Below are 22645 nucleotides of genomic sequence, written 5' to 3'. Positions count from 1 at the left end.
CTGGGCGAAGCGGACACGCGGGACTGCCTGCGGACAATGCGCCACCTGCCCGCCGTTCTCGACGAGTTGTCCTCCTGAGCGAATGGTGCGCTCAAGTTTTGGATGATCGTGCTTAAACAACGATGTCCCGGAGCCGCGCCATTCTGTATATGCCGGTGATTCGCGCGTGCCGTGGAAAGCGTGTGTGCCAAGAAAACGAGGCGGCTCCTTGACCGCCAGGAGGCGTTCTTGGGTTGCGGCACCCGCCCGGTGCCGGGATCGTTATTGACGGCACCTTCACCGCCCTGCACAAACGACTATGGCGCTGGTGATTTCCGCGCCGATCAATGGAGGAAACAAACATGATCCGTCGTATTCTCGCCGGTGCTGCCATCGCGGGCATCGCGCTCGGTTTCTCCGCCGCCGCCGCCTCGGCCGACTCCAACCCGTACAACAGCGGCCAGAGCTGGCTGAGCCAGTGGAGCGCCCTGAACAACGCCACCGTGCTGAACGGCGTGCTCAACGACTCCGTCAAGGACGTGAACGTCCTCAACATCGGCCAGCTCGACCAGGTCGACGTCGCGGTCCTCAACAACGGCTGACGCACTGTCGCGAGGCGCCGGCCCGCGGTTCCCTCGCCAGTCCTCCGGCTCCGCGCCGGTCGGCCGGCGGCCGCCATCCCCGCGCGACCCAGCGCCCTCGACAACGCCCGTGGCTCCCCACGGGACCACACGATCCAACCGATACACGGGATCCACCCGGCCCGCCGAACCAGCCAGGCCGGTCGAGCCGGTCAGTCCGGTCGAGCCCGCCGCGCCTGACGCGCCGGCTGGGCCTGATGTGCCGACGGCCCGGGACGTACGCTTCCAAGCGGCACGCCCCGGGCCGCCGCCGCCTGCTACGCCACACCTACCCCCCATCCGCATTCCCCCCGCCGACCACCCTCCCCGCACCGGGCTTCTCCCCGCACCGGGCTTCTCCCCGCACCGGGCTTCTCCCCGCACCGGGCTCCTGCCCGCACCGGGCTCCTCCCTGCACCGGGCTCCTCCCTGCACCGGTCCCTCACCGCACCGGTCCTTTCCACTTCAGGGCTCCGACCCCTCCGCCTCATGGGCGGCTTGCTGCAGGGCTGGTTCGTCCGTCCTTCTGCGCCTTCGGCCGTGCCCTTCGGTCTGCGCGTCTCTGGTCTGCGCCTCCTCGCCTGGGCTCCTCGGGTCTGTGCGCCATACGTCTGTGCGCCCCCGGATGCGCGTCTTCCGGGGAAACTCCGCTTCTCCCGAGTCTTGGCGCCCCTTGCTTCCGGCCGCCCTCGGGCCCGGCGTCGTCCCGGTCCGCTCGGCGTCATCCCGGTCCGCTCGGCTGTGTCCTGGAGCGCCGCTTCCTGGGGCGCCGCTTCCTGCAGCGCTGCGTTCCGTTTCGCGCCGTCGCGTTGCATGCCTTCCGGCTCTACGTGGCGGCCCGCATCCTCATGCCACGCGCCGTGACGCTTCCCGGGCCACCCCTTGCCCACCGCCTCCTCGCGAGCCGGCCCGAAACGGCCGGCGGGTGCCGCCGAGATGGGGGCGGCCGGCCGAGGTGACCAAGGTGACTGGTCGAGGTCGCTGAGGACTGAGCGCAGGGCCGGCGCCGCACCAGTACCCCGAGAGGCGGATCGCGCCGGCCTGGGCGTCAGGACAAATCGGTTGGGGCATATCAAGATAAGCCCGCCAATAACGCCTCATAGCAATCCGTCGAACCCCGAATATCGGCCCATATCCGGGCGACGCATAATCAAGCGCCAAGCAATTGAGGGTTGCATTTGACTTGGGCTTAGCGAATTCGAGTTGCGGTGAACCGCCATGGCGCGGGATCGTTATCCGGCCTCTTCCAGTCCTGTGAGAGAGCGATTCAGATGAAGCGCATCCCCTTCCGCGCTGATTCCCACGAAGGAGAACTCGAAATGATGCGTCGCATTCTCGTCGGTGCAGCCCTCGCCGGTGCCGTCTTCGGCCTCTCAACCGTGAGCGCCTACGCGGACAGCGGCACCAGCGCGTACTGCACCCCCAAGCCGACCGTCGCGACCGACTGCGCCCCCAAGCCGGTCATCGCGCTTCCCTGCGCCACGAAGGTCGTCACGACCACCACCACGCAGTGCACCAGCTGCACGACGCAGTGCACCACCAACCACACCACGAGCTCCACGGCCACGAGCTCCACCGCCACCAGCTCGACCAGCTACGTGCCGGCCGGCGTGGCGAACACCGGCACCCAGGTCGCCAGCCAGTGGGCCGCGGCCAACGACCTCGTCCTGCTGAACGACGTGGCCAACGACTCGGTCAAGAACATCAACGTTCTGAACGTCGGCCAGCTGCACAAGGTCAACGTCGGCGTGCTGAACAACCACCAGGCGTCGTCCACCTCCGTGCTCGCCCCCTGCTGAACCACGGGGAACGAGGGGTAAGCACGGGTAAGCACGGCTGGGCACGGTAAGGCCCGTCCCCCCCGGCCGGATGTATGTGCTTCGTGCTCGCATGATCGGGGGCCCGCGTTCTCAGACGGCCTGGGCCGGTCGGCGCCCGTGTGGGGCCACCCCGAGTGGCTCGTACGCGAAGAGACTCGAAGGCGGGGAGCGCCGGCCGGATGGCGGCGGTGCTCACCGGGATCGAGGCGACGGGTGCCGGTGGGACAGTGCACTCCCAGGTGAACCCGGGCCGGTAGGTGCGCGGTCACGAGTACGAAGCCGTTGACGACCGGCGGTCGTAGGAGCCGGGATTCGCGAGCCAGCAGGGCGACGGCGACGACGACCGACAGGGTCGGGCCTGCCTGACTCGCTGAGGAGGCCGTCATGAAGCCGTCCTCAGAAGAGTCGGTCCTCAGAGAAATGGCGTGATCCGCCGGCAGGCGTGGGCGGGAGATGGCGACCTGGTACAGGGAGCCCACGCCCCAGCCGGCGGACATCGCCGTGAAACGGCACAGGCCACTCGCCGCTCGCCGTGAGACAGGCACAGGTCGCCGCCGTGAGACGGGCACACTTCAGGCGCCGTGGAACGGGTAGACAGCAGAGGACGGACCCGCAGAGCTCCGGGTCCGCTCATACCCCACAGGCATACCGCCTCTTTAGCATGGATATCACTTAACGAAAGACATTTCGTGTAATCTGGTTCCGGATCGGCGGAGACGCGACGCCGGTCCGTCCCCCTGTGCGCAGGGGCCGGACACGACCCCCACGCTCAAGGAGATGGGGGTGCGCGGCCGATGAGCGGTGACACGGACATGAGCGAGCGGTTGCTGTACGCGGACCGGCTCGTCCGGATCTCCCTGCGAGGACCCGCACGGGATCCGCGGAACGCGCCCCACCATCTCGGCTTCCCGCTCGGGACAGCGGACCCTCTGCTCGCCGTCGTGGGCGAGATCGACGTGAGCAACTGCGAGGCGCTGTCCCGGGTGCTGGCCGGCTGCCGCGTCGCCGGCGGGCACGTGACCGTCGACACCAGCCGCATCACCTTCATCGACCTGGCGGGCCTGCGGGCGCTGCTCATGCCGGCGCTGCCCGCCTCGCAGCGCTGGGTGCGCCTGCGCAACGTCACGCCGTACCAGCAGCGGCTGTTGCGCCTGATCGGCTGGTTCTACGAGCTGAACCCCGAGCCGGACAGCGCGACTCCGCAGACCGCGCCCTGAGCGCACTAGACCGCCGAGCCCCACATCATCGCGGCCGAGGTGCCGAGGCCCGTGGGCCCGGCCAGCCGCCACCGGGGCGGCTGGTGGTGGCGGCGCAGGGAGCCCTCGTCGTAGCGGCGGCAGTCGCGGTGCCACACGAGGATGCCCGACATCCAGTTCTCCAGGTCCCTCACGTACCCGCGCAGCACCTCACGCGCCTCCTCGCCCAGCTCGGCGTCGTCGTACAGCACCGGCAGCTCGTGCTCGGCGACGTGCTGGAACTGCCGCATCCGGGAATTGACGAGGTCGGCGGCGATGCCGAGCGCCTCGGGGTAGCCGCAGCCGAAGAAGGTCTGCGTGACCAGGACGACGTTGTGCGTCTCGCCCTCGAACTCGATCTCCTTCTGGTACGAGAACACGTCGTTGAGCAGCGCCGCGTAGTCCATGGCGGAGTTCTCCAGCGACCGCATCGGCCCGCTCGCGTAGATCTCCGGCGGCACCCGGTCGCCGTGGGCCAGGCGGCACAGGCTCATCGTGAGCTCCGAGCCGAACGTCATCCGCCGCATCTCCACGTAGTCGACGGGGTCGGGCACCCGGTTGGCGATCTGGTTGGCCAGCTCCCACAGCCAGCTCTGGACCATGTCCTCGATGGCCCCGCGGAACCTGCGGCGCGCCGGCGGCCGCATCGGCCCGGCCGTGCGGGCCCACAGGTCGGCCAGGCTGCGTTCGAGAGCGTTCACCGGCTCCGTGAGCGGCGGCCCGTCGAGCGGCATGAACGCCGACAGCCGCTCGACGCACACCTTGGCGGCGGGCAGGTTGCGGGTGCGGCCGAACACGACGGGGAAGTAGTCGTCGCCGTAGGTGCCCCAGGCCAGCCAGGCCGACGACAGGTCGAGCTGCTCGGGTGAGGCGTCGGGGTGGATGCCCGCCGCGCACAGCGGCAGGTCGTAGTCGACCAGCTTGTCCGCGTCCCACACGGCCGAGCCGACCACGCCCGGCTGCGCTTCGAGGATGCCCATCTCGCGGGCCCAGGTGACGACGTTGACGCGGGCGGAGCCGAGGTGGGGCGACAGGCGGGGCTCGAACGGCATGGCGAGCTCGGGGATCACCGACGGCCCGACCCGCCGGTGGGGGACATGCGCGTGCGAGCGGAACCGTTTGGCGCCGAGGATGTCGACGGCCGAGCGCATGCCGAGCCCGGCGCCGCGGGAGGCGCGCTGGTTCATGTAGCGGCTGGAGCGCATGTGCCACTCGTGGCCGCCCGACTGCCAGTCCTGCAGCCCCTTGACGTACGCGAGCACGCCGGCGCAGGACAACGGGTCGAGGCCGTGCTCCACGAACATCGGGCCCAGCTCGGTGGCGACCGTGTGCTCGAACTGCTGGAGCCGCGAGGTGAGCAGGTCGTTGACCGCGTCGGCGGCCTCCTGGGTGGTGCAGCCGAGGAACGTCTCCAGCACCAGCACGCCGTTGCTCAGCTCGCCCTCCTCCTCGACCTCCCGCTGGTAGGAGAACAGGTCGTTGCGCAGGTGGACGCCGTCGGAGAACGCGTCGCGCAGCACCCTCATGGGCCGGGAGGCCGCGACGACCGCCGGGACCTCGGCCCCCACCGCGTGCTCGACCAGGCCGGCCGACCAGGGTGCGCCGCCGACCTTGCGGCGCATCTCGATGTACTCGACCGGGTTGGGCACCCGCCCGATGTTGATGTTGGACAGCTCCCAGAGCGACTCGTTCAGCAGGTTGCGGGTGCTCTCGGCGAACCGCTCGCGCCACTGCGGCGAGCGGCTGGGCACCGTGCGGGCCCACAGGTCGGCCAGGCCGGCCTCCACCGGGTTGGCCGGCTCGGGCAGGCCGCCGGAGAGGTCCAGCGGCATGAACGCGGCCAGCCGGTCGAGGTGCTCCTTGCCGGCCCGGCGGTCGCCGGTGCGCTTGAACAGCTCCAGGAAGTGGTCGTCGAAGAAGAACACCCACACGTACCAGTTGGTGATCAGGCTGAGCTCGGGCCCGTCGCAGTCAGGATGGGTGTAGGCGCACAGCAGGGCGTAGTCGTGGGCGTCGAGGTCGCGCTGCTCCCAGACGCCGGAGCCCTCCAGCATGCCCATGGAGCGCGCCCACTGCCGGGAGTGGTGACGGGCCTCCTCCAGGTGCGGGTTGAGCCGGGCGGGATACGGCAGGTAGAAGTCCGGCAGCTCGAACGGCTGGTCGGTCATGGGGTCACTCCGTTCTGGCTCGTGGACCTCTGCTCGTGAACCTCGACGTCGGTGAGCATGCCGAGCGCGTCGGGCACCAGGACGGCGGCCGAGTAATGGGCGCTGACCAGGTAGGAGGCGATGGCCCGGTCGTCGATGCCGGTGCACCGCACGCTCAGCCCGGGCAGGCGCTCGCCCGGCAGGCCGGTCTGCCGCAGCCCCACCACGCCCTGGTCGTCCTCCCCGGTGCGGAAGGCGAGGATCGCGGTCGTGCCCGCCTGGCTGACGGGCAGCTTGTCGCAGGGCAGGATCGGCACCCCGCGCCAGGCCGGCAGCGTCCGCCCCTCGACGGTGACCGGCTCGGGGTGGACGCCGAGGTGGTTGCACTGCCGGCCGAACGCGGCGATCGCCCGGGGGTGGGCGAGGAGGTAACGCGTCTTCTTGCGGCGGCTGAGCAGCTCGTCGAGGTCGTCGGGGGTGGGCGGGCCGCCGCGCGTGGGGATCCGCTGGCGGGGGTCCACGTTGTGCAGCAGCCCGAAGCCCGGGTCGTTGACCAGCGCGCGCTCCTGCGCCTCCAGGACCGTCTCGATGGTCAGCCGGAGCTGCTGCTCCGTCTGGTCCATCGGCTCGCTGTACAGGTCGGCGACCCGGGTGTGGACCCGGAGCACGGCCTGGGAGACGCTCAGCTCGTACTCGCGCGGGCCGGGGTCGTAGTCGGCGAACGTGCCCGGCAGGACCGGCTCACCCCGATGGCCGGCCGCCACGGCGATGGCGGCCTCGCCGTGCTTGTTGTGCGGCCTGGCCAGGTCGGCGCGGTGCCGGTCGAGCCGCTCCCGCAGCGACGGCGACCGGGCGGCCAGCGCCTCGAACGCCTCCCACGGCAGGTACAGCACCGTGCACGGCGTGCGGGCCGCCAGCGTGTACGGCCAGCGGGCGTCGGGCCCGGACCGCTCGAACCCGGCGTGGTCGCCGGCCGACAGCGTCGCCCGGACGAGGTCGTCGCCGTACGGGCCGGGCTGGAGCCGGGCGGCCTTGCCGGACGCGAGCAGCACCAGGCCGCCGGCGGGCTCGCCGGCCCGCGCGATCGCCTCGCCCGGCGCGTACTCGCGCTGCTCGAACAGGCCGGCGAGCCTCTCCAGGACGGAGGCGTCGCCGAGCCCGCTCAGCGGCGGCAGCTCGGCCAGGCTCGGCGGGATCACCCTGACCCGCGCCCCCTCGTGGGTGAAGCCCACCCGGCCGCCGCCCACGGGGTAGGTGAGCCGGCGGTTGACCCGGTAGACGGCGCCGGCCACCTCCACCCAGGGCAGGACCCGCGTCAGCCAGCGAGGTGTGATCTCGCGGGTCTGCGGCGGTGTCTTGGTCGTCGTGGCCAGCAGCCGCGCCGCCTGGGTGTCGAGGCTCTGGCGCTCTGCTTCCCGCTGCTGCTCCGTCAAACCGGCACCATCCATCCCTCGACCTGCCTGATGACCTGACTGATGATCTGACTGCTGACCCGACCGATGACCTGCTAGTGCTCGTGCCCGAGCTCGACGTCCTCCAGGACGGCGAGCGAGTCGGGCACCAGGACGGCGGCGGAGTAGTAGGCGGTGACGAGGTAGGAGATGACGGCCTTCTCGTTGATGTTCATGAAGCGGACCGACAGGCCCGGCTGGTACTCGTCCGGGATGCCGGTCTGGTGCAGGCCCACGACCCCCTGGCTCTCCTGGCCGGTGCGCATGAGCATGATCGAGGTGGTGCGGGTGTCGGTCACCGGGATCTTGTTGCACGGGAAGATGGGAACGCCGCGCCAGGCCGGCACCCGGTGCCCGCCGACCTCGGCGGCCTGCGGGTACAGGCCGCGCTTGGAGCACTCCCTGCCGAACGCGGCGATGGCCTGCGGATGGGCGAGGAAGAAGGCCGGCTCCTTCCACACCTTGGCGAGCAGCTCGTCGAGGTCGTCGGGGGTGGGCGCGCCGGCGCGGGTGCGGATGCGCTGGGAGAAGTCGGCGTTGTGCAGCAGGCCGAAGCTGCGGTTGTTGACCAGCTCGTGCTCCTGGCGCTCGCGCAGCGCCTCGATGGTGAGCCGCAGCTGCTGGTCGAGCTGGCTCATCGGCTGGTTGTACAGGTCGGAGACGCGGGTGTGGACGCGCAGGATGGTCTGGGCCACGCTCAGCTCGTACTCGCGCGGGGCGAGGTCGTAGTCGACGAACGTGCCGGGCAGCGTCGGCTCGCCGGTGTGGCCGGACGACATGTCGATCGCGGCCTCGCCGTAGTCGTTGCGGGAGCGGCTCTCGACGTCGCGGATGGCCGCGAGGTGCTCGCGCAGCTCGGGCGACTGGTCGTAGATCTGCTGGAAGTCGTGCTGGGAGAGGACGAGCACGGTGCAGGTGGTGGCGGCCTTGGCGGTGAAGGGGAAGCGGCCCGCCTCGGTCAGCAGCTGCTCGCCGAGGTGGTCGCCGTCGGCCAGCACGCCGAGGGCCTGCTCGTCGCCGTAGGCGCCGTGGCCGCTCTTGGTGACCCGGCCGTGGGCGATCAGCACGAGCTGGTCGACGGGGCTGCCCTCGGTGACGATCGCCTGGCCGGTTTCGTACTCGCGCTGGCTGAACCGGGCGGCCAGCGCCTCCAGCACCTCCATGTCGCCGAAGCCGCGCAGCGGCGCCAGCTCTGTGAGCTCGGCCGGGATGACCCGCACCTCGGCGCCCGTCGTCGTGAAGGTGATGCGCCCGTCGCCCAAGGTGTAGGTGAGCCGGCGGTTCACCCGGAAGACGCCGCCGGAGGTCTGCACCCAGGGGAGCAGCTTCAGCAGCCAGCGGGAGGTGATCTCCTGCATCTGGGGGACGGTCTTGGTGGTCGTCGCCAGATTACGGGCGGCCTCGGTGCTGAGGCTGAGCTGCTGGTTCTGCCCGTTGGGAGCGGCCGACTCGGGTGATTCGGTCATACTGCACCACCAATCTTCATGGGTGACGACGCCGGAGAACCGGCTTCGGGGGGATGGAACGTTCCAGATCCGGGCGAGGCGGCCCCGTGGGGCCGCCGGACGCTACCGGTCGCGGTGCGCGAGCTGCCCGGCCAGGACGGCCAGGGCCTCGCGCGCCTCGCTGGTCATGGGGGCGGCCCGCAGCTCGGCGTCGGCCTCCCGGACCCGCTCGACGATCATGTCCTCGACCTCGGCGAGCGCGCCGGTGGAGATGATGATCTGCCGCAGCTCGTCGGCCTGCTCCTCGGTCAGCTCAGGGTGGCCGTGCCAGGTGCGCAGGTAGGCGCGCTGGGCCGGCGTGGCCCGCTGCACGGCGTGCGCGAACAGCACGGTGTGCTTGCCGTCGCGCAGGTCGTCGAGCGCCGACTTGCCCGTCTCCGCGGAGGAGCCGAACGTGCCGAGCACGTCGTCGCGGAGCTGGAACGCCTCGCCGAGCGGCAGGCCGAAGCGGGAGTAGGACTCCAGCAGCTCGGGCGGCGCGCCCGCGAGCGCGCCGCCGATCTGCATCGGGCGCTCCACGGTGTACTTGGCCGTCTTGTAGCGGATCACGGTGAGGGTCTCGGGGACGGTGGCGCCCGAGCGCAGCTGGGCCAGGATGTCGAGGTACTGGCCGCTGATGACCTCGCTGCGCATGGCGTCGAACAGGTGGTGGGCCACGCGCAGCCGGCCGGGCTCCACCCCGCACGACGACAGCAGCGCGTCGGCCCAGGCCAGGCTGAGCGTGCCGAGCAGGATGCCGCCCGCCTGGCCGAAGGTCTCGGCGCCGGGACCGGAGTGGAGCTGGGACAGGCGCCGGTGGACGGTCGCGTGGCCGCGGCGCAGCTCGCTGCCGTCCATGATGTCGTCGTGGATGAGCAGGCCGGCGTGGCACAGCTCCAGCGCCGCCGCGGCGCTGATGATCTCGTCGCAGTCGTCGCCGCCGGCCCCGCGCCAGCCCCAGTAGCACAGCTGGGGTCGCACCCTCTTGCCGCCGCTGAGGATGAAGTCGGTCAGCAGCTCGTACGCCGCGACCACGTCGGGGTCGGACACCGGTGCCCGCCAGGCTTCGAGGAAGCCGGTCAAGCGCTGGTCAACGCGTGGTCCGACAAGGTTGTGAGTGAAGCCGACTGTCATTACTGAAGGCCCCTTCCGCCAAGGCCACACTACATGTAGTTATTCATCGAACACGGAGTGTGTAAAGGGACTCCTGCGGCTCCAGGTGGGCCGCAACTCGGCCGTGAACCCGTCAGAGCGCTCTGAGCTGGGAGAACTCGGGCGACACGCTGCGCGCATGACTACGGAGCGCATCTGAAAGGTGTCTACTTGTAATTACACGCAGTGCGTTTCCAAACAAGTGGGGATTCCATGTCCATGCGCCGCTCACATCTGAGCCTGCTCCTCGCCGCTGTGGCCGTAACCGCATCCGCCGGTTGCGGTGGCGGCGCCACCGATTCCGCTGCCTCCAGCGAGGCGTCGTCGTCCGCGTCAGCTCCGGCCGCGCAGGCCTCCGGCCAGGACCGGGCCTGGATGCGGAAGATCCACATGGGCGGTCTGGCCGAGATCCACGCGGCCAGGCTGGCCCAGGACAAGGGCTCGACGGAGGTGGTCAAGTCGCTCGGCGGCACGTTCGTCAAGGACTACGACAGCCTGGACGACCAGCTCGTGCACGCCGCCGAGAGGCACGGCGTCCACCTGCCCGCCGAGCTGTCCACCGCCCAGCAGAAGAAGGCCGCCGCGCTGGAGGAGGCCGCGCGCGCCCGGTTCGACAGCCGCTTCCTCAAGGCGACGGCCCAGGCGCACAAGCAGGCCATCACCGCCACCAAGCGGGAGATCAAGAAGGGCTCCGCCCCCGAGATCGTCTCGCTGGCCAAGACCACGCTCCCGTCCCTGGAGAGCCACATGGCCATGCTGCGCGAGGTCGACGGCTCCTGACCCCGGGGCCGTCGCACGGCGGCTTCCGGCCGGAGCACGGGCCGCGTCCGGCCGGAGCCGTTTGGCGCCGGTGGTGAGGGTATGAGGCGCCGGTCGGCATCGTCGCCGGCGCGCAGCCGCCCGGCCGCCGGGCCGGTCCGGCGGCGCCGGCCGCCACGAGCACGACACCGGCGGGAGGAGCAGCCATGAAGGCCGTCACCTGGCACGGCAAGCGGGACGTGCGGGTCGAGGAGGTCGCCGATCCGGCGATCAAGGAGCCGACCGACGCGGTGATCAAGATCACCACCACCGCCATCTGCGGTTCCGACCTGCACCTGTACGAGGTCCTCGGGCCGTTCATGACCCAGGGCGACATCCTCGGGCACGAGCCGATGGGCGTGGTCGAGGAGGTGGGCGCCGACGTCGAGCACATCAGGCCGGGCGACCGCGTGGTCGTGCCGTTCAACATCTCCTGCGGCCGCTGCCAGATGTGCGGCCTGAAGCTGTACGCCCAGTGCGAGACGACCCAGGTACGCGAGCACGGCATGGGCGCCGCGCTGTTCGGCTACACCAAGCTGTACGGGCAGGTGCCCGGCGGGCAGGCGGAGTACCTCCGGGTGCCGCAGGCCCACTTCGGCCCGATCAAGGTGCCGGAGGGCCCCGCCGACGAGCGGTTCGTCTACCTGTCGGACGTGCTGCCCACCGCCTGGCAGGCCGTGGAGTACGCGGAGGTGCCCGAGGGCGGCAGCGTCACCGTCTTCGGCCTCGGGCCGATCGGGCAGATGTGCGCCCGCATCGCGCGCCACCGGGGCTACCGGGTGATCGCGGTGGACGGGGTGCCGGAGCGGCTGGAGATGGCGCGCCGCCACGGCGTCGAGGTGATCGACTCGCGCCATGCGGACGACGTGCCCGACGCGGTGCGCGGGCTGACGGCCGGGCGCGGCACCGACTCCGTCATCGACGCCGTCGGCATGGAGGCGCACGGCTCGCCCGGCGCCAAGCTGGCGCAGACGCTCACCGGTCTCCTGCCGGACAAGGTGGCCGCGCCGCTCATGACGCAGGCGGGCGTCGACCGCCTGGCCGCGCTCAACCAGGCCATCGACTCCGTGCGGCGCTGCGGGGTCATCTCGATCATCGGCGTCTACGGCGGCATGGCCGATCCGCTGCCCATGCTCCGCCTGTTCGACAAGGGCGTCACGCTGCGCATGGGGCAGGCCCACGTCAGGCGCTGGATCGACGACCTGATGCCGCTGGTCACCGACGACGCCGACCCCCTCGGCGTGATGGACCTGGCCACCCACCGGCTGCCGCTGGACCAGGCGCCGCACGCCTACGAGATCTTCCAGAAGAAGCAGGACGGCGCCATCAAGGTGCTGCTCCAGCCGTAGGGTTTCGGCCCCTGGCCGGGGGGCAGCCGGAGCGGCATGAGAGTGGTGGTTGTAGGGGCGACCGGCAATGTGGGCACCAGCGTGGTGGAGGCGCTGCGGGCCGACGACCGGGTGAGGTCGATCGTGGGCGTGGCCCGCAGGGCGCCCGGGTGGCGTCCCGAGGGTGTCGAGTGGCGGCGGGCCGACGTGGTGACCGACGACCTGGCGCCGGTCTTCGAGGGCGCCGACGCGGTCGTCCACCTGGAGTGGCTGTTCCAGCCGACCAGGGACGCCACCGTGACGTGGCGGGCCAACGTGCTGGGCAGCATGCGGATCTTCCGCGCCGTGGCCGAGGCTGGGGTCCCCGCCCTGGTGTACGCCTCCTCGGTGGGCGCCTACTCGCCGGGGCCCAAGGACCGGCCGGTGGACGAGAGCTGGCCCACGCACGGCTGGCCGGGCGCCGCGTACGGGCGGGAGAAGGCGTACGTCGAGCGGGTGCTGGACGTCTTCGAGCACGACCATCCCGACATCCGCGTGGTGCGGATGCGGCCCGGCTTCATCTTCAAGCGGGAGTCCGCCACGGAGCAGCGCCGCCTGTTCGGCGGGCCGTTCGTGCCGCGTCGGCTGGTACGGCCGGGGCTGATCCCGTTCGTGCCCGACATGCCGGGGCTGCGGCTGCAGGCCCTGCACGCGGACGACGCCGCGCAGGCGTACCGGCTGGCCGTCACCCGGGAGGTCAGCGGCCCGTTCAACCTGGCCGCCGAGCCGGTGCTCGACCCGCAGGACCTGGCCCGGCTGCTCGGCACCCGGACGATGACGGTCGCGCCGTGGCTGGCCCGGACGGCGATGGCGGCGGGCTGGCACCTGCGGCTGCTGCCGGCCGCGCCGGGACTGTTCGAGATGCTGCTGCAGATCCCGCTCATGGACGTGACCCGGGCGCGGGAGGTGCTCAGCTGGACGCCCGCGCGCTCGTCGGCCGAGGCGGTGCGGGAGGTCGTCGAGGGCATGCACGAGGGCGCCGGGATGGACACCGCGCCCCTGGCGCCGGACGAGGGACCGGCCGGGCGGCTCAAGGAGACCACGACCGGGGTCGGCGGACGCCCCTAGCCGGGGAGGCGGACGGCTCAGGCCGCGCCGGTGCTCGTGCCGTCCCCGCTGACCGGGCGGTACGGGGGCTCCGGCGGGGTGAGGACGGCGGTCAGCGCGTCCTCGACCGTCGCGTGGACGGGCAGATGGTCGCCGACGCGGGTGATCGCGATCAGCCGGGCCGGCATGGACTGCAACGCCGCCAGGCGGACGCCGCCGCCGTGGTCCTCCGCGTACAGGTAGGCGTTGAGCAGGGTGCGCAGGCCCGCGCTGTCCATGAAGCGCACCTCGGCCAGGTCGAACACGAGATGCTCGCCGGGCCCCCGGCGCGAGGCGGCGATGAACGACTCCAGGCGGGCGGCGTTGGTGGAGTCGATCTCACCGCCCACGGAGATGACGGTGGCGCCGGGAAGGTGCTCGCAGGCGAGGTCGAGCCGGGACATCAGGGAATCCGCCGACCGGAGGGCCGTCCGAGGGAGGTCACCATGAGTGAACGATATCCCCTCCGCCCGCTCCCAGATGCCCGCGCTCCGGCCTCCCGGCCGGAGCGGGTCAGGCGCCGGCCGTGATGGCGGCCTTGGCCTGGTCGGCGTCGGGATAGAGGTGGAAGGCCTGCGACAGCCCGGTCATGTGGAAGACGCGTTCCAGCCGGCTGGTCAGGCCGGCCAGCGCGATCGACCCGCCGCGCTCCAGGGTGAGCTTGCGGAAGACCAGGAAGAGGCGGATGCCGGTCGAGTCGCAGAAGTCCAGCCCGCTCAGGTCGAGCACGAGGTGGCGGTCCTCGGGCCGGAGGGTGCTCTCCATGTCGGCCCGTAGCTGAGCCGCGCTGATGTAGTCGAGCTCACCGACCAGAGCCAGGACGCACGTGCCCGTGGTGGGGTCGGCCGAGATCTGCGTCAACTGAACGGGTGTGGTCACCGTGAGTGCCTTTTCACGCTCGGAGGAACGGTCATGGACAGGATGGCCGTGTCGTCGGTCAGGCCGGGCCCGAACGCGGACAGGGTCTCCTCCAGCCGCGTCACCACGGCCTGGGCGGGCTGTCCGGCCAGGGTCGCGGCCAGGTTTCGCAGGCGGTCCTCACCGTACATGTGCCCCGCCGGTGTGCGGGCCTCGGTGAGGCCATCGGTGTAGAGGAGCAGGCCGTCGCCGGGGCCGAGGGTGGTGCCGGCCACGGCGAAGCGGGCCTCCGGCAGCAGCCCGACGAGCATGCCGCCGTGGGTGTGCAGGGCCTCCACGGAGCCGTCGGCGCGGACGACCAGCGCCGGAGGATGGCCGCCCCCCGCGACGTTGACGGTCACGCCCTCGCCGGTGGGAGTGAGCACCCCGTACAGGACCGTGCAGTAGCACGGGTCCGCGCCCAGGAACTCGTCCATCAGCACCATGTTGAGGTTGGCCAGCACCGCCTCCGGGTCGCCCGCGTAGACGGCGGCGGCGCGCAGGGTATGTCGGGCCAGGGCGGTGACCACGGCGGCGTCGGCGCCCTTGCCGCACACGTCGCCGAGGAAGAACGCCCAGTTGTCCTCGTCCAGGCGGAAGACGTCGAAGAAGTCGCCGCCCACCTGGTCGGCGGAGGCCACGTGGTAGTGCGTGGCGATGTCCAGCCCCGGCACCTTCGGAGGGGAGGGCGGAAGCAGCACCTTGCGCAGCGTGGAGGTCAGCAGCTCCAGCCGCCCGCGCTCCGCCTCGGCCTGCTGGCGCAGCCGGCGTTCGAGCGTGACCGCGGAGCGGGCGGACAGGCGCGTCTCCAGCTGGCTCGCCACCAGGGCGGCCAGGTCGGCCAGGGAGCTCAGTGCGGCCTCGGTGACCTCACGCGGCTTGACGTCCATCACGTTGACGGTACCCAGGCGGTGGCCGTCGGTCGTCACGATCGGCGCGGCGGCGTAGAACCGCACGCCCGGCTCGCCCCGTACCAGCGGGTGGTCGCCCGCGAGCGGGTCGTCGAGAGTGTCGCTCACCACGTACGGGTCCGAGCGCAGGATCGCCGACGCGCACAGGCCGGGATCGCGCCCCAGCTCGTGGAGACCGTCCGGCAGGCCGGTCTGGGCCTTGACCCAGACGCGGTCCGTGTCCACGAACGTCACCGAGGCGATCGGTGTGTCCAGGACGCGGGCCGCGAGCGCGACGACACGGTCGAACGCCCCCTCAGGCTGCGTGTCGAGAATCTGGCAGCGGCGCAGAGCTTCGAGCCGCGTGGTCTCGACATCGGGGTCGGTCAACGTTGCCGTCATGTACTCGCGTCACCGTTTTCTCTTTCGAGGACGCACGAAGTTTACTTGTCAACCTGCGCTACTTCCGCCCTATCGATAACAAACCTCCCAAGGAGTCACGCTCCCCAAAAGATCGGGCGTGAAGACGGATCGCCGTTTCGACGGAGTACCGGTGTAACCCCGATGAAGGGACACCAGCCGGATGACCGCTCCCTCCGGAGTGCCCGTGAGGATCGACGACGCCGCGCTCATCGAGCAGTCGCGGCGGCGCCCCGACGCCTTCGCGGTGCTCTACGACCGCTACTTCGGCGATGTCTACCGGTACGTCGCCGGGCGGGTCGGCCCGCAGGTCGCCGACGATCTCGCCGCGGAGACCTTCCTCGTGGCCTACGGCAAGCGCCGCTCGTACGACCCGGGGCGCGGTGTCGTGCGCGCCTGGCTCTTCGGGATCGCCACCAACCTCGTGGCCGAGCACCGCAGGAGGGAGATGCGCAGGCTGGAGGCGTTGCAGCGGGTGCCGGCCGAGGGCGGTGCGGACGGCGGACACGAGGACCGGGTGGCCGCGCGCCTCCTCGCGGCGGGCTCGCGGGGGCGGCTCGCGGCGGAGCTGGGGCGGCTGCCCGACCGCGACCGGGACGTGCTGCTCCTCGTCGCACTCGCGGACCTCAGCTACGAGGAGGTCGCGCAAACCCTGGACATCCCGCCCGGCACCGTCGGCTCCAGGCTGAACCGGGTGCGCAAGAGACTGCGCGCGGCCCTCGGCGGTGCCGCCCCCGCGATCGGAGAAACCGATGCCTGATCTGAACGGCCACCCGTTCCCCGGCCTGCCGGACGACCGGGACGATCTCGACGCGGTGCGCGCGCTGCTCGGCACGCCCGAGCCGTCGCTCGACACCGTCTTGGAGGGGCGGACGCGCCTGCTCGCCGCGCTGGCGCGCGATTCCGGCGACGCCGACGCCGGGACGGACGCCTCCGCCGCCGGGGCGCAGGACAGGGGGCCCGCCGAGCCGCGGATCGTCCACGGCGGGCTCGTTCCGAGGGCCCCGGGACGCACCGCCGGCCGCCGGTCCCGTACGGGCGGACGCGTCGGAGGACGGCTGGCCGCCGCGGGGGCGGGGCTCGCCGTGGCGGCGACGATCCTGGTGGCGGCGACCGTGGCCGCACCCGGCGGTCCGGTCATCGGGGCCCGTCCGGGCACGCCCCCCTCGGCCGCGAGCACGGCGAGGGGCACGCCGGTCGCGTCCCCGGCGGGTACGGCGGATGCGCGCGAGGTGCTGCTCGCCGCCGCCGACGCGGTGGCCGGGGCGCCCGCCGCGGGCGCCTACTGGCGGACGACGACGGTGACCCGGTGGCAGCTGTCCGACAAGACGAGGGGCTACGTCTTCGAACTGGGCCTTGAGGAGGACCAGTGGCTGGCGCGGCGCCCGGGCGACAAGAGCTGGAAGGTCAGGCGGTATCTCGGCGCCAGGCCGGTCACCCCGGCCGACGAGGCCGCCTGGCGCGCGGCGGGATCACCCGGCTCGTGGCGCGCCACGACCGGTGAGGCGGTCGAGGCGGCTCCCGGACAACCGCACGTCTCCGAGCTGCGCGGCAAGTGGAAGGGGTCGGGCGGCGACCTGCTGAAAGGCCTCATGACCTGGGAGGATCTGGCGGCGATCCCCGCCGGACCGGCGAAGCTGCGTGAGTACCTGGAGGCGGGCATCCGCGAGCGGACGGCCTCGCCCACCGAGTCGGACGATCGGCTGCGCGACGCCGTCGTGCGGATCGTGTGCGCCCGGGTGGCGACGTCGCCCGAGGTGCGCGCGTCGGCCTACCGGCTGCTCGCGTCCATGCCGGGGCTGCGGGCCGAGGGGGAGGTCACCGATGTGCTCGGGCGCAGGGGCCAGGCGGTCGTCTACCGCTTGGGGGCAGGTGAGGAGCGGCTGGTGGTGGACACGAGGACCGGCCTCCCCCTGGGGAGGGACTGGACGCCTGACGCCCCTGCGGACGGCGATCCGACCGTGCTCCGGCAGAGAACCGCGTACCGGAACCTCGGCTGGACCGGCGAGCGCCCCGACCTGCCCGCCGCCAAGGGCTGACGAGGGAGGTTTCCGGAGCCGGGCCCGGGATAGTTGCCTGGCCATGAGCACTCTGGAGTCGCCTTCGCGCGAGCAGGAGCCGCCGACGCGGTGCCCCCGGACAGGCGCCGAGGTGTCGGCGTCGCCTGTCCTGGGTGTGGACGACACCCCGGCACTGCGGCTCAACCCGTACACGTTCATCGCCGAGCGGGCCGGGGAGCTCGGCACCGACGTCTTCGACACGCGGCTGCTGCTGCGGCCGACCACATGCATGACCGGAGCCGAGGCGGCGAAGGTCTTCTACGACGAGCGGCGCTTCGTCCGGCACGGTGCGGCGCCGCGGCGGCTGCTGCTGACGCTGTTCGGCCGGGGCGGGGTGCAGTCGCTGGACGGCGGGGCGCACCGCTCGCGCAAGGCGATGTTCATGTCGCTCATGACGCCGGAGGCCCGGGAGCGGCTGCGCGGGCTGGCCGAGGCGGCCTGGGGCGAGCGGATCGAGCATTGGGCGCGCAGGCCGAGCGTCACGCTGTTCGACGAGGTCAGCGAGCTGTTGTGCGAGGTGGCGTGCGCGTGGACGGGTGTCCGGCTCGACCGCCGGAGCATCCCGCACGCGACCGCGCGGCTCCTCGCCATGATCGACGCGCCCGCCGCCGCCGGCCCCCGTTACCTGCGGGGCCGCACGGCCCGGATCAGGGCCGAGAAGGCCATCGCCGAGCTGGTCAAGCGGGTGCGCGAGCGGTCCGAGCCGTTCGCGGGCACCGCGCTGGAGACGGTCGCGCTGCACCGCGACCCGGACGGCGCGCTGCTCGACCCGCGTGTCGCCGCCGTGGAGGTGCTGAACCTGCTGCGGCCGATCGTGGCCGTCGGCCGGTTCGTCACGTTCGCCGCCCTGGCTCTGCACGCCAACCCGGACTGCCGGGAACGGCTGCGGTCCGGCGACGACGCCTACCTGGAGCACTTCGTCCAGGAGGTGCGCAGGTTCTACCCGTTCTTCCCGATGGTCGCCGCGAAGGTGGCCGAGCCGTTCGAGTGGCGCGGCCACCGCTTCCCGAAGGGCCGGCGCGTCCTGCTCGACCTGCACGGCATCGACCACGACCCGCGGCTGTGGGATCGGCCGGAGGAGTTCCATCCCGAGCGGTTCGCCGAGTGGGACGGCGGCGCCTTCGACTTCGTGCCGCAGGGCGGGGGCGACCCGTACGGCGGCCACCGCTGCCCCGGCGAGTGGATCACCATCGACCTGATGAAGGTGGCGGTGACCGCGCTCACCCGCCGCATGTCGTACGGCGTCGTGCCGGAGCAGGACCTGAGCATCCCGCGCTGGCGCGCGCCGGCGCTGCCCGTCAGCGGCTTCGTCATCGACCGCGTGATACCGGGGGAGCCGGCCGAGTGATGCCCGGCGAGCCGGGTCAGCGGGTCCAGTAGGTGTCGTTGATGGGCTCGTGCGCCATCAGCTCGCTGAACAGGTCCTCCCACAGCGGCATGACCGCCTCGGGCGCGTAGCCGCGGGCGGTGCGGGCCGCGCGCTCGCCGATCCGCAGCCGCAGCTCACGGTCGCCCATGAGGCGGTCGAGCGCCGCGGCCAGCGCGCCGGTGTCCTCCGGCGGCACGAGCAGCCCGTCCACGCCGGGCGTGACCACGTCGCCCGGACCGGTCGGGCAGTCGAACGCCGCGACCGGCAGCGCGTGCCCCATGGCCTCGATCATCACCATCGGCAGCCCCTCGAAGCGGGAGGACAGCGCGTAGATCGAGGCGTCGGCCAGCTCCTCGTCCATCCGGCTGGTGCGGCCCATGAGCCTGACCCGCCCGGACAGGCCCTCGCTCTCGATGAGCTGCGCGAGCCGCTCCTTCTTCGGCCCGGAGCCGAAGATCCGCAGCCGCCACTCCGGGTGCCGTCGCGCCGCCTGCCCGAACGCGGGGATGAGCAGGTCGAACCCCTTCTGCCGGACCAGCCGGCCGGCCGCGACCACGACAGGGTGCTCCTGCGCCGACGTCCGGCGCGCCGGGTGGACCGCGTTGGGGATGCGCACGATCGGCGTGCGCGGCAGCTGCTCCCGGTAGGCGAGCTGGTTGCTCCGGGTCAGCACCACCACGGCGTCGAAACGGTCGTAGTAACGGGCGATGTCGGCGCGCACCGGCTCCGGGTAGGCGCGGAGGTTCATGTGGTCCTGCGCCACGAGGACGACGCCCTTGGACGCGCGGCGGGCGGCGATGAGGTTCAACGCGGGACGCGTGGTGACGAGGATGCCGTCGTCGAGCCCGGAGACGTGGTCGATGACCGCCTTCTCCACCCGCTCCGTGAAGTACTCGGCGGCGAACTCGCCGCGCGGCACCAGCTTGCCGCGCAGCCGCCGCCACACCTTGCGGCCCAGCGAGTCGGCCGGCACCTCCGCCCGCTGGTCCACCAGCGGGACCAGCCGGACCCGGGGGTCGAGGGCGAACTGGGGGTTGTCGCGGCGGCGCACCACGCTGACGATCTCCACCTCGTGACCGAGGGCGGCCATCGCGCCGGCCTGGTTGAACACCGTCCGGATGGTCCCGCCCACCCCGTAGGCGTGCAGCAGCACGTAGCGGATCTTCACAGGTATCCCCAGTCGCGGCACATGGGTCTCAACGGCTCGGGGACGTCCTCGGGGGCGGGCAGGTTGCGGCCCGGCTGGACGGTGCCCGAGCGGATCTTGTCCTGCCAGTCGCCCAGGCCCTTGCGGATCACGCCGGGCGTGCCGTACGAGAGCATCTCGGGCGCCCACGGCACGTCCAGGAACGCACAGATCGCCCTGGTCTCCCGCTCCGGGTCGGCGGTCAGGTCCTCGTAACGGACGGTCAGGCCGGTGAGTCCCTTGCGGGCCCGGCGGACCGCCTTCATGTAGCGCAGCGCGTCGGCCGCGGCCTCCTCCGGGGTGCGTTTCCCGGCGCCCGCCTCGTACCAGGAGGAGGCGATGGAGGCGGGGTGACGCAGCAGGAAGACGAAGCGCGCGTCCGGCCAGCAGGTGGCGATCCGCTGGTAGGCGAAGGCGTTGGCGGGAGTCTTGTCCACGATGTAGCGCTTGCCGCTGCGGGCCAGCTCCCGGTGCAGCACCCGGTCCCACAGCAGGTGCTCCAGGTCGGCCTGGTTGTGGCCGAGCTCCTCCATCGCCCTGCGCGCCAGCGAGGTGCCGTAGCCGACGCTCAGCCGCCGCACGTGCAGCTCGTGCGGTGCGTGCAGCAGGGGGTGCGCGTCGAGCATCGCGCGCAGCAGGGTGGAGCCCGACCTGACGGGGGACAGGATGAACACGGGCGCCGTCAGCAACCGGTCGTGCGCGGGGTCCGCGGGGGGCCGGGGAGTCTCCGGGGACGTCTCCGCCGCACCGTCGGACGGGCCGTCCGACGGGCCGTCCGGTAGTGCGGCACTGACGCGTTCGAACCGGACGCCGGCATACCTCCTGAGCGCCTCGTTGAGCCTTCGCTGCCATGTCATGCCGTTGAAGGCTACCCAGCGTTCCTGGCAATTCCCTGGCAACGCCCCTAGTCAACGGCATGACGGCGGTGGCGGAAGGCATGGGGAGAACCCGGCGGGGCGGTTCGGGTGAGTAGGGATGACGACCCTCACCTTGCAAGGGCCTCACCTTGCTCAGGAGAGGCTTGAACCGAGCGGAGCCACGTTTGACCCCCGACACGGAGAGCCGCCAGATGGCCGACCATCTCGACGACGCGGAGCTCGTCCGGCGCTCCCGCGACGATCCGGAGGCGTTCGCGGCGCTGTTCGACCGCCACGCGCCGGAGTTGCACCGCTATGTCCTGCGCCGGTTGGGCGACGCCCTGGCCGACGACATCGTCGCCGACACGTTCCTGGACGCCTTCCGGCAGCGCGCCCGCTACGACCTGACCCGCCTGGACGCCCGGCCCTGGCTGTACGGCATCGCGGCCAACCTCATCGGCAAGCACCGCCGTAGCGAGGTCAGGTTCTACCGGGCGCTGGCCCGGTCGGGCGTGGACGAGGTCGCCGAGTCGTACGCCGACCGGGTGGAGGCCCGGGTCACGGCCTCGGCCGCGCAGCGCGAGCTGGCGGGGGCGCTCGCGGCGCTGCCGGCGGCCGAGCGGGACGTGCTGCTGCTGGTCGCCTGGGCCGACCTCAGCTACGACGAGACCGCCGCCGCGCTCGGCGTCCCCGTGGGGACGGTGCGCTCGCGGCTGCACCGGGCCAGGAAGAGGACGCGGGCCGCGCTCGGCGGCGACCCCACCGCCATCGAGGAGGAGCTGGACCGTGGATGACCTGGACACACTGCGCGAGCTGCGCTCCGACGCCCCGGCGGGAGACGCGGGACGTCTCGCGCCCGCCCGCGCCCGCCTGCTCGCGGAGGCGCGCGGCGAGCCGGAGTCCGCGTCCCGCCGGGCCTTCCGGCCACGGGCCTTCCGGTCACGGCTGGGCTTGCGATCACGGTCCGTGCCGAGGGTGCGGCCCATGCTGGCCGTCGCGGTCGCGTGCATGGTGGCGGCCGTGGCCGTCGTCGTCGTGCAACGCCAGGGACCCTCCCGCCCGGCGGAGCCGCCCAGGTACGAGAGCCCGTCGGTGGTGCTCGAACAGGCGGCGCTCGTCGCCTCGACCCGCTCCACCCGCTCCACCGGCTCGTTGCCGCGGCCCGACCAGTGGCAGTACCGCAGGACCATGTCCACCGGCCACGACGAGGCGCCCGGCAAGGGCACGGTCATGGAGAGCTGGACCCGTTACGACGGGACCCAGACGGCGGGCTTCGACCCCTGGGGACGGCTGCGCGTCGAGAACCAGGAGCCCGACCCCGGCGACGACGACCTGACGCCGCAGGAGTACCACCGCAAGCTGCGCGCGCTCCCGACCGACCCGGCCGAGCTGCTGGCCCGGGTCCGGGGCGACGAGCACTGGCAGCGGCTGCCCACGGAGGAGGCGGGGCAGGAGGACCCGGACGCGCGGGCGTTCCGGGTGCTGTCGCTCTACCTGCAGCAGCAGGCGTTCATGCCGCCGAGGCTGGAGGCCGCGATGTACCGGGCGCTGGCCCTGATCCCCGGCGTCGGGGTGCAGGCGGACGTCCTGGACGGCGCCGGGCGCAGGGGGCTGGGCGTCTTCCGGGACGACCCGCACTGGGCCGCCCGGCAGTACCTGATCCTGCAGCCCGGCACGTACCGGTACCTGGGCGACCGGATGCTGTGGCTGCGGGACGAGCGGGCGGGCGGAGACCTGATCCGCTCCGCCGGGCAGTCGGACGCCTGGGCCGAGCTGGTGTCCGGCATCGTGGATCGCCCGGGTGAGCGTCCGTAGACGCGGAACTGG

Annotated in this window: 20 protein-coding genes; 11 read left to right on the top strand and 9 right to left on the bottom strand. The window is 72.2% G+C overall.

Features of this window, described 5'->3' with window-relative positions:
* The first annotated feature begins 341 nt into the window (after positions 1–341).
* The 3 genes from ACIBG4_RS09355 (at position 342) to ACIBG4_RS09345 (ending at position 3636) form a co-directional block, all read left to right on the top strand.
* A complete protein-coding gene (locus ACIBG4_RS09355) occupies positions 342–581 on the top strand; it encodes a hypothetical protein (protein ID WP_310708093.1) in 240 nt (79 codons plus the stop codon).
* Positions 582–1918: 1337 nt separating this feature from the next.
* Positions 1919–2398 (top strand): hypothetical protein, encoded by a 480-nt coding sequence (locus ACIBG4_RS09350; protein WP_397201410.1) that lies wholly within the window; start codon positions 1919–1921, stop codon positions 2396–2398.
* An 815-nt stretch (positions 2399–3213) separates the two neighbouring features.
* Entirely contained in the window at positions 3214–3636 is a 423-nt protein-coding gene (locus tag ACIBG4_RS09345; protein WP_397201409.1) for an STAS domain-containing protein, read from the top strand.
* Positions 3637–3641: 5 nt separating this feature from the next.
* On the opposite strand, the gene ACIBG4_RS09340 is transcribed toward ACIBG4_RS09345, so the two are convergent.
* From ACIBG4_RS09340 to ACIBG4_RS09325, 4 genes are all read right to left on the bottom strand, one after another.
* Positions 3642–5822, bottom strand: a complete 2181-nt coding sequence (locus ACIBG4_RS09340; protein ID WP_397201408.1) for a germacradienol/geosmin synthase — start codon at positions 5820–5822, stop codon at positions 3642–3644.
* The gene (locus ACIBG4_RS09335) at positions 5819–7234 is read right to left on the bottom strand and encodes a family 2B encapsulin nanocompartment shell protein (protein WP_397201407.1); all 1416 of its coding nucleotides are present in this window, start codon (positions 7232–7234) and stop codon (positions 5819–5821) included. The genes ACIBG4_RS09340 and ACIBG4_RS09335 overlap by 4 nt, the downstream gene beginning before the upstream one ends.
* Before the next feature lie 74 nt (positions 7235–7308).
* Complete coding sequence (locus ACIBG4_RS09330) at positions 7309–8718, bottom strand: family 2B encapsulin nanocompartment shell protein (protein ID WP_397201406.1); 1410 nt, start codon at positions 8716–8718, stop codon at positions 7309–7311.
* A 102-nt stretch (positions 8719–8820) separates the two neighbouring features.
* On the bottom strand, positions 8821–9819 hold the full coding sequence (locus ACIBG4_RS09325; protein ID WP_397201405.1) for a polyprenyl synthetase family protein: 999 nt from the start codon (positions 9817–9819) through the stop codon (positions 8821–8823).
* 282 nt (positions 9820–10101) lie between these two features.
* Here ACIBG4_RS09325 and ACIBG4_RS09320 point away from each other — a divergent pair, with 282 nt between their 5' ends.
* The 3 genes from ACIBG4_RS09320 (at position 10102) to ACIBG4_RS09310 (ending at position 13121) form a co-directional block, all read left to right on the top strand.
* The gene (locus tag ACIBG4_RS09320; protein ID WP_355437540.1) at positions 10102–10668 is read left to right on the top strand and encodes a DUF4142 domain-containing protein; all 567 of its coding nucleotides are present in this window, start codon (positions 10102–10104) and stop codon (positions 10666–10668) included.
* 185 nt (positions 10669–10853) lie between these two features.
* Positions 10854–12035 (top strand): zinc-dependent alcohol dehydrogenase, encoded by a 1182-nt coding sequence (locus ACIBG4_RS09315; RefSeq protein ID WP_397201404.1) that lies wholly within the window; start codon positions 10854–10856, stop codon positions 12033–12035.
* Positions 12036–12071: 36 nt separating this feature from the next.
* Positions 12072–13121, top strand: a complete 1050-nt coding sequence (locus ACIBG4_RS09310) for an NAD-dependent epimerase/dehydratase family protein (protein ID WP_397201403.1) — start codon at positions 12072–12074, stop codon at positions 13119–13121.
* 17 nt (positions 13122–13138) lie between these two features.
* Here the strand turns inward: ACIBG4_RS09310 and ACIBG4_RS09305 are convergent, their stop codons facing one another.
* The 3 genes from ACIBG4_RS09305 to ACIBG4_RS09295 all read right to left on the bottom strand — a co-directional run bounded on the left by ACIBG4_RS09305 (position 13139) and on the right by ACIBG4_RS09295 (position 15328).
* Positions 13139–13543 carry an STAS domain-containing protein gene (locus tag ACIBG4_RS09305; protein ID WP_310708103.1) on the bottom strand — a complete coding sequence of 135 codons (405 nt, stop codon included), beginning with the start codon at positions 13541–13543 and terminating at the stop codon, positions 13139–13141.
* Between the two features lie 109 nt (positions 13544–13652).
* Positions 13653–14018, bottom strand: a complete 366-nt coding sequence (locus ACIBG4_RS09300; protein WP_310708104.1) for an STAS domain-containing protein — start codon at positions 14016–14018, stop codon at positions 13653–13655.
* Positions 14015–15328, bottom strand: a complete 1314-nt coding sequence (locus ACIBG4_RS09295; protein ID WP_397201402.1) for a PP2C family protein-serine/threonine phosphatase — start codon at positions 15326–15328, stop codon at positions 14015–14017. Before ACIBG4_RS09295 ends, ACIBG4_RS09300 begins: the two co-directional genes overlap by 4 nt.
* Before the next feature lie 205 nt (positions 15329–15533).
* On the opposite strand from ACIBG4_RS09295, the gene ACIBG4_RS09290 reads away from it, so the two are divergent.
* The 3 genes from ACIBG4_RS09290 to ACIBG4_RS09280 are packed head-to-tail and all read left to right on the top strand — an operon-like array spanning position 15534 to position 18754.
* Positions 15534–16106: an RNA polymerase sigma factor gene (locus tag ACIBG4_RS09290; protein ID WP_397201401.1), complete on the top strand. Its 573-nt coding sequence runs from the start codon at positions 15534–15536 to the stop codon at positions 16104–16106.
* Complete coding sequence (locus ACIBG4_RS09285) at positions 16099–17385, top strand: CU044_5270 family protein (RefSeq protein ID WP_397201400.1); 1287 nt, start codon at positions 16099–16101, stop codon at positions 17383–17385. The genes ACIBG4_RS09290 and ACIBG4_RS09285 overlap by 8 nt, the downstream gene beginning before the upstream one ends.
* A gap of 43 nt (positions 17386–17428) precedes the next feature.
* The gene (locus ACIBG4_RS09280) at positions 17429–18754 is read left to right on the top strand and encodes a cytochrome P450 (RefSeq protein WP_397201399.1); all 1326 of its coding nucleotides are present in this window, start codon (positions 17429–17431) and stop codon (positions 18752–18754) included.
* A gap of 16 nt (positions 18755–18770) precedes the next feature.
* On the opposite strand, the gene ACIBG4_RS09275 is transcribed toward ACIBG4_RS09280, so the two are convergent.
* Together ACIBG4_RS09275 and ACIBG4_RS09270 are read right to left on the bottom strand one after the other, a co-directional pair.
* Positions 18771–19943: a glycosyltransferase family 4 protein gene (locus tag ACIBG4_RS09275; protein ID WP_397201398.1), complete on the bottom strand. Its 1173-nt coding sequence runs from the start codon at positions 19941–19943 to the stop codon at positions 18771–18773.
* Positions 19940–20818: a sulfotransferase family protein gene (locus tag ACIBG4_RS09270; protein WP_397201397.1), complete on the bottom strand. Its 879-nt coding sequence runs from the start codon at positions 20816–20818 to the stop codon at positions 19940–19942. Before ACIBG4_RS09270 ends, ACIBG4_RS09275 begins: the two co-directional genes overlap by 4 nt.
* A 212-nt stretch (positions 20819–21030) precedes the next feature.
* Here ACIBG4_RS09270 and ACIBG4_RS09265 point away from each other — a divergent pair, with 212 nt between their 5' ends.
* Positions 21031–21612: an RNA polymerase sigma factor gene (locus tag ACIBG4_RS09265; RefSeq protein ID WP_310708168.1), complete on the top strand. Its 582-nt coding sequence runs from the start codon at positions 21031–21033 to the stop codon at positions 21610–21612.
* Complete coding sequence (locus ACIBG4_RS09260) at positions 21605–22633, top strand: CU044_5270 family protein (RefSeq protein WP_397201396.1); 1029 nt, start codon at positions 21605–21607, stop codon at positions 22631–22633. Before ACIBG4_RS09265 ends, ACIBG4_RS09260 begins: the two co-directional genes overlap by 8 nt.
* The last annotated feature ends 12 nt before the right edge of the window (positions 22634–22645 follow it).

Source organism: Nonomuraea sp. NPDC050383, assembly GCF_044459125.1.
Classification (GTDB): Bacteria; Actinomycetota; Actinomycetes; order Streptosporangiales; family Streptosporangiaceae; genus Nonomuraea.
The sequence above is the reverse complement of the archived record's forward strand: the minus strand, read 5'-3'. Positions and strand labels throughout refer to the sequence as shown.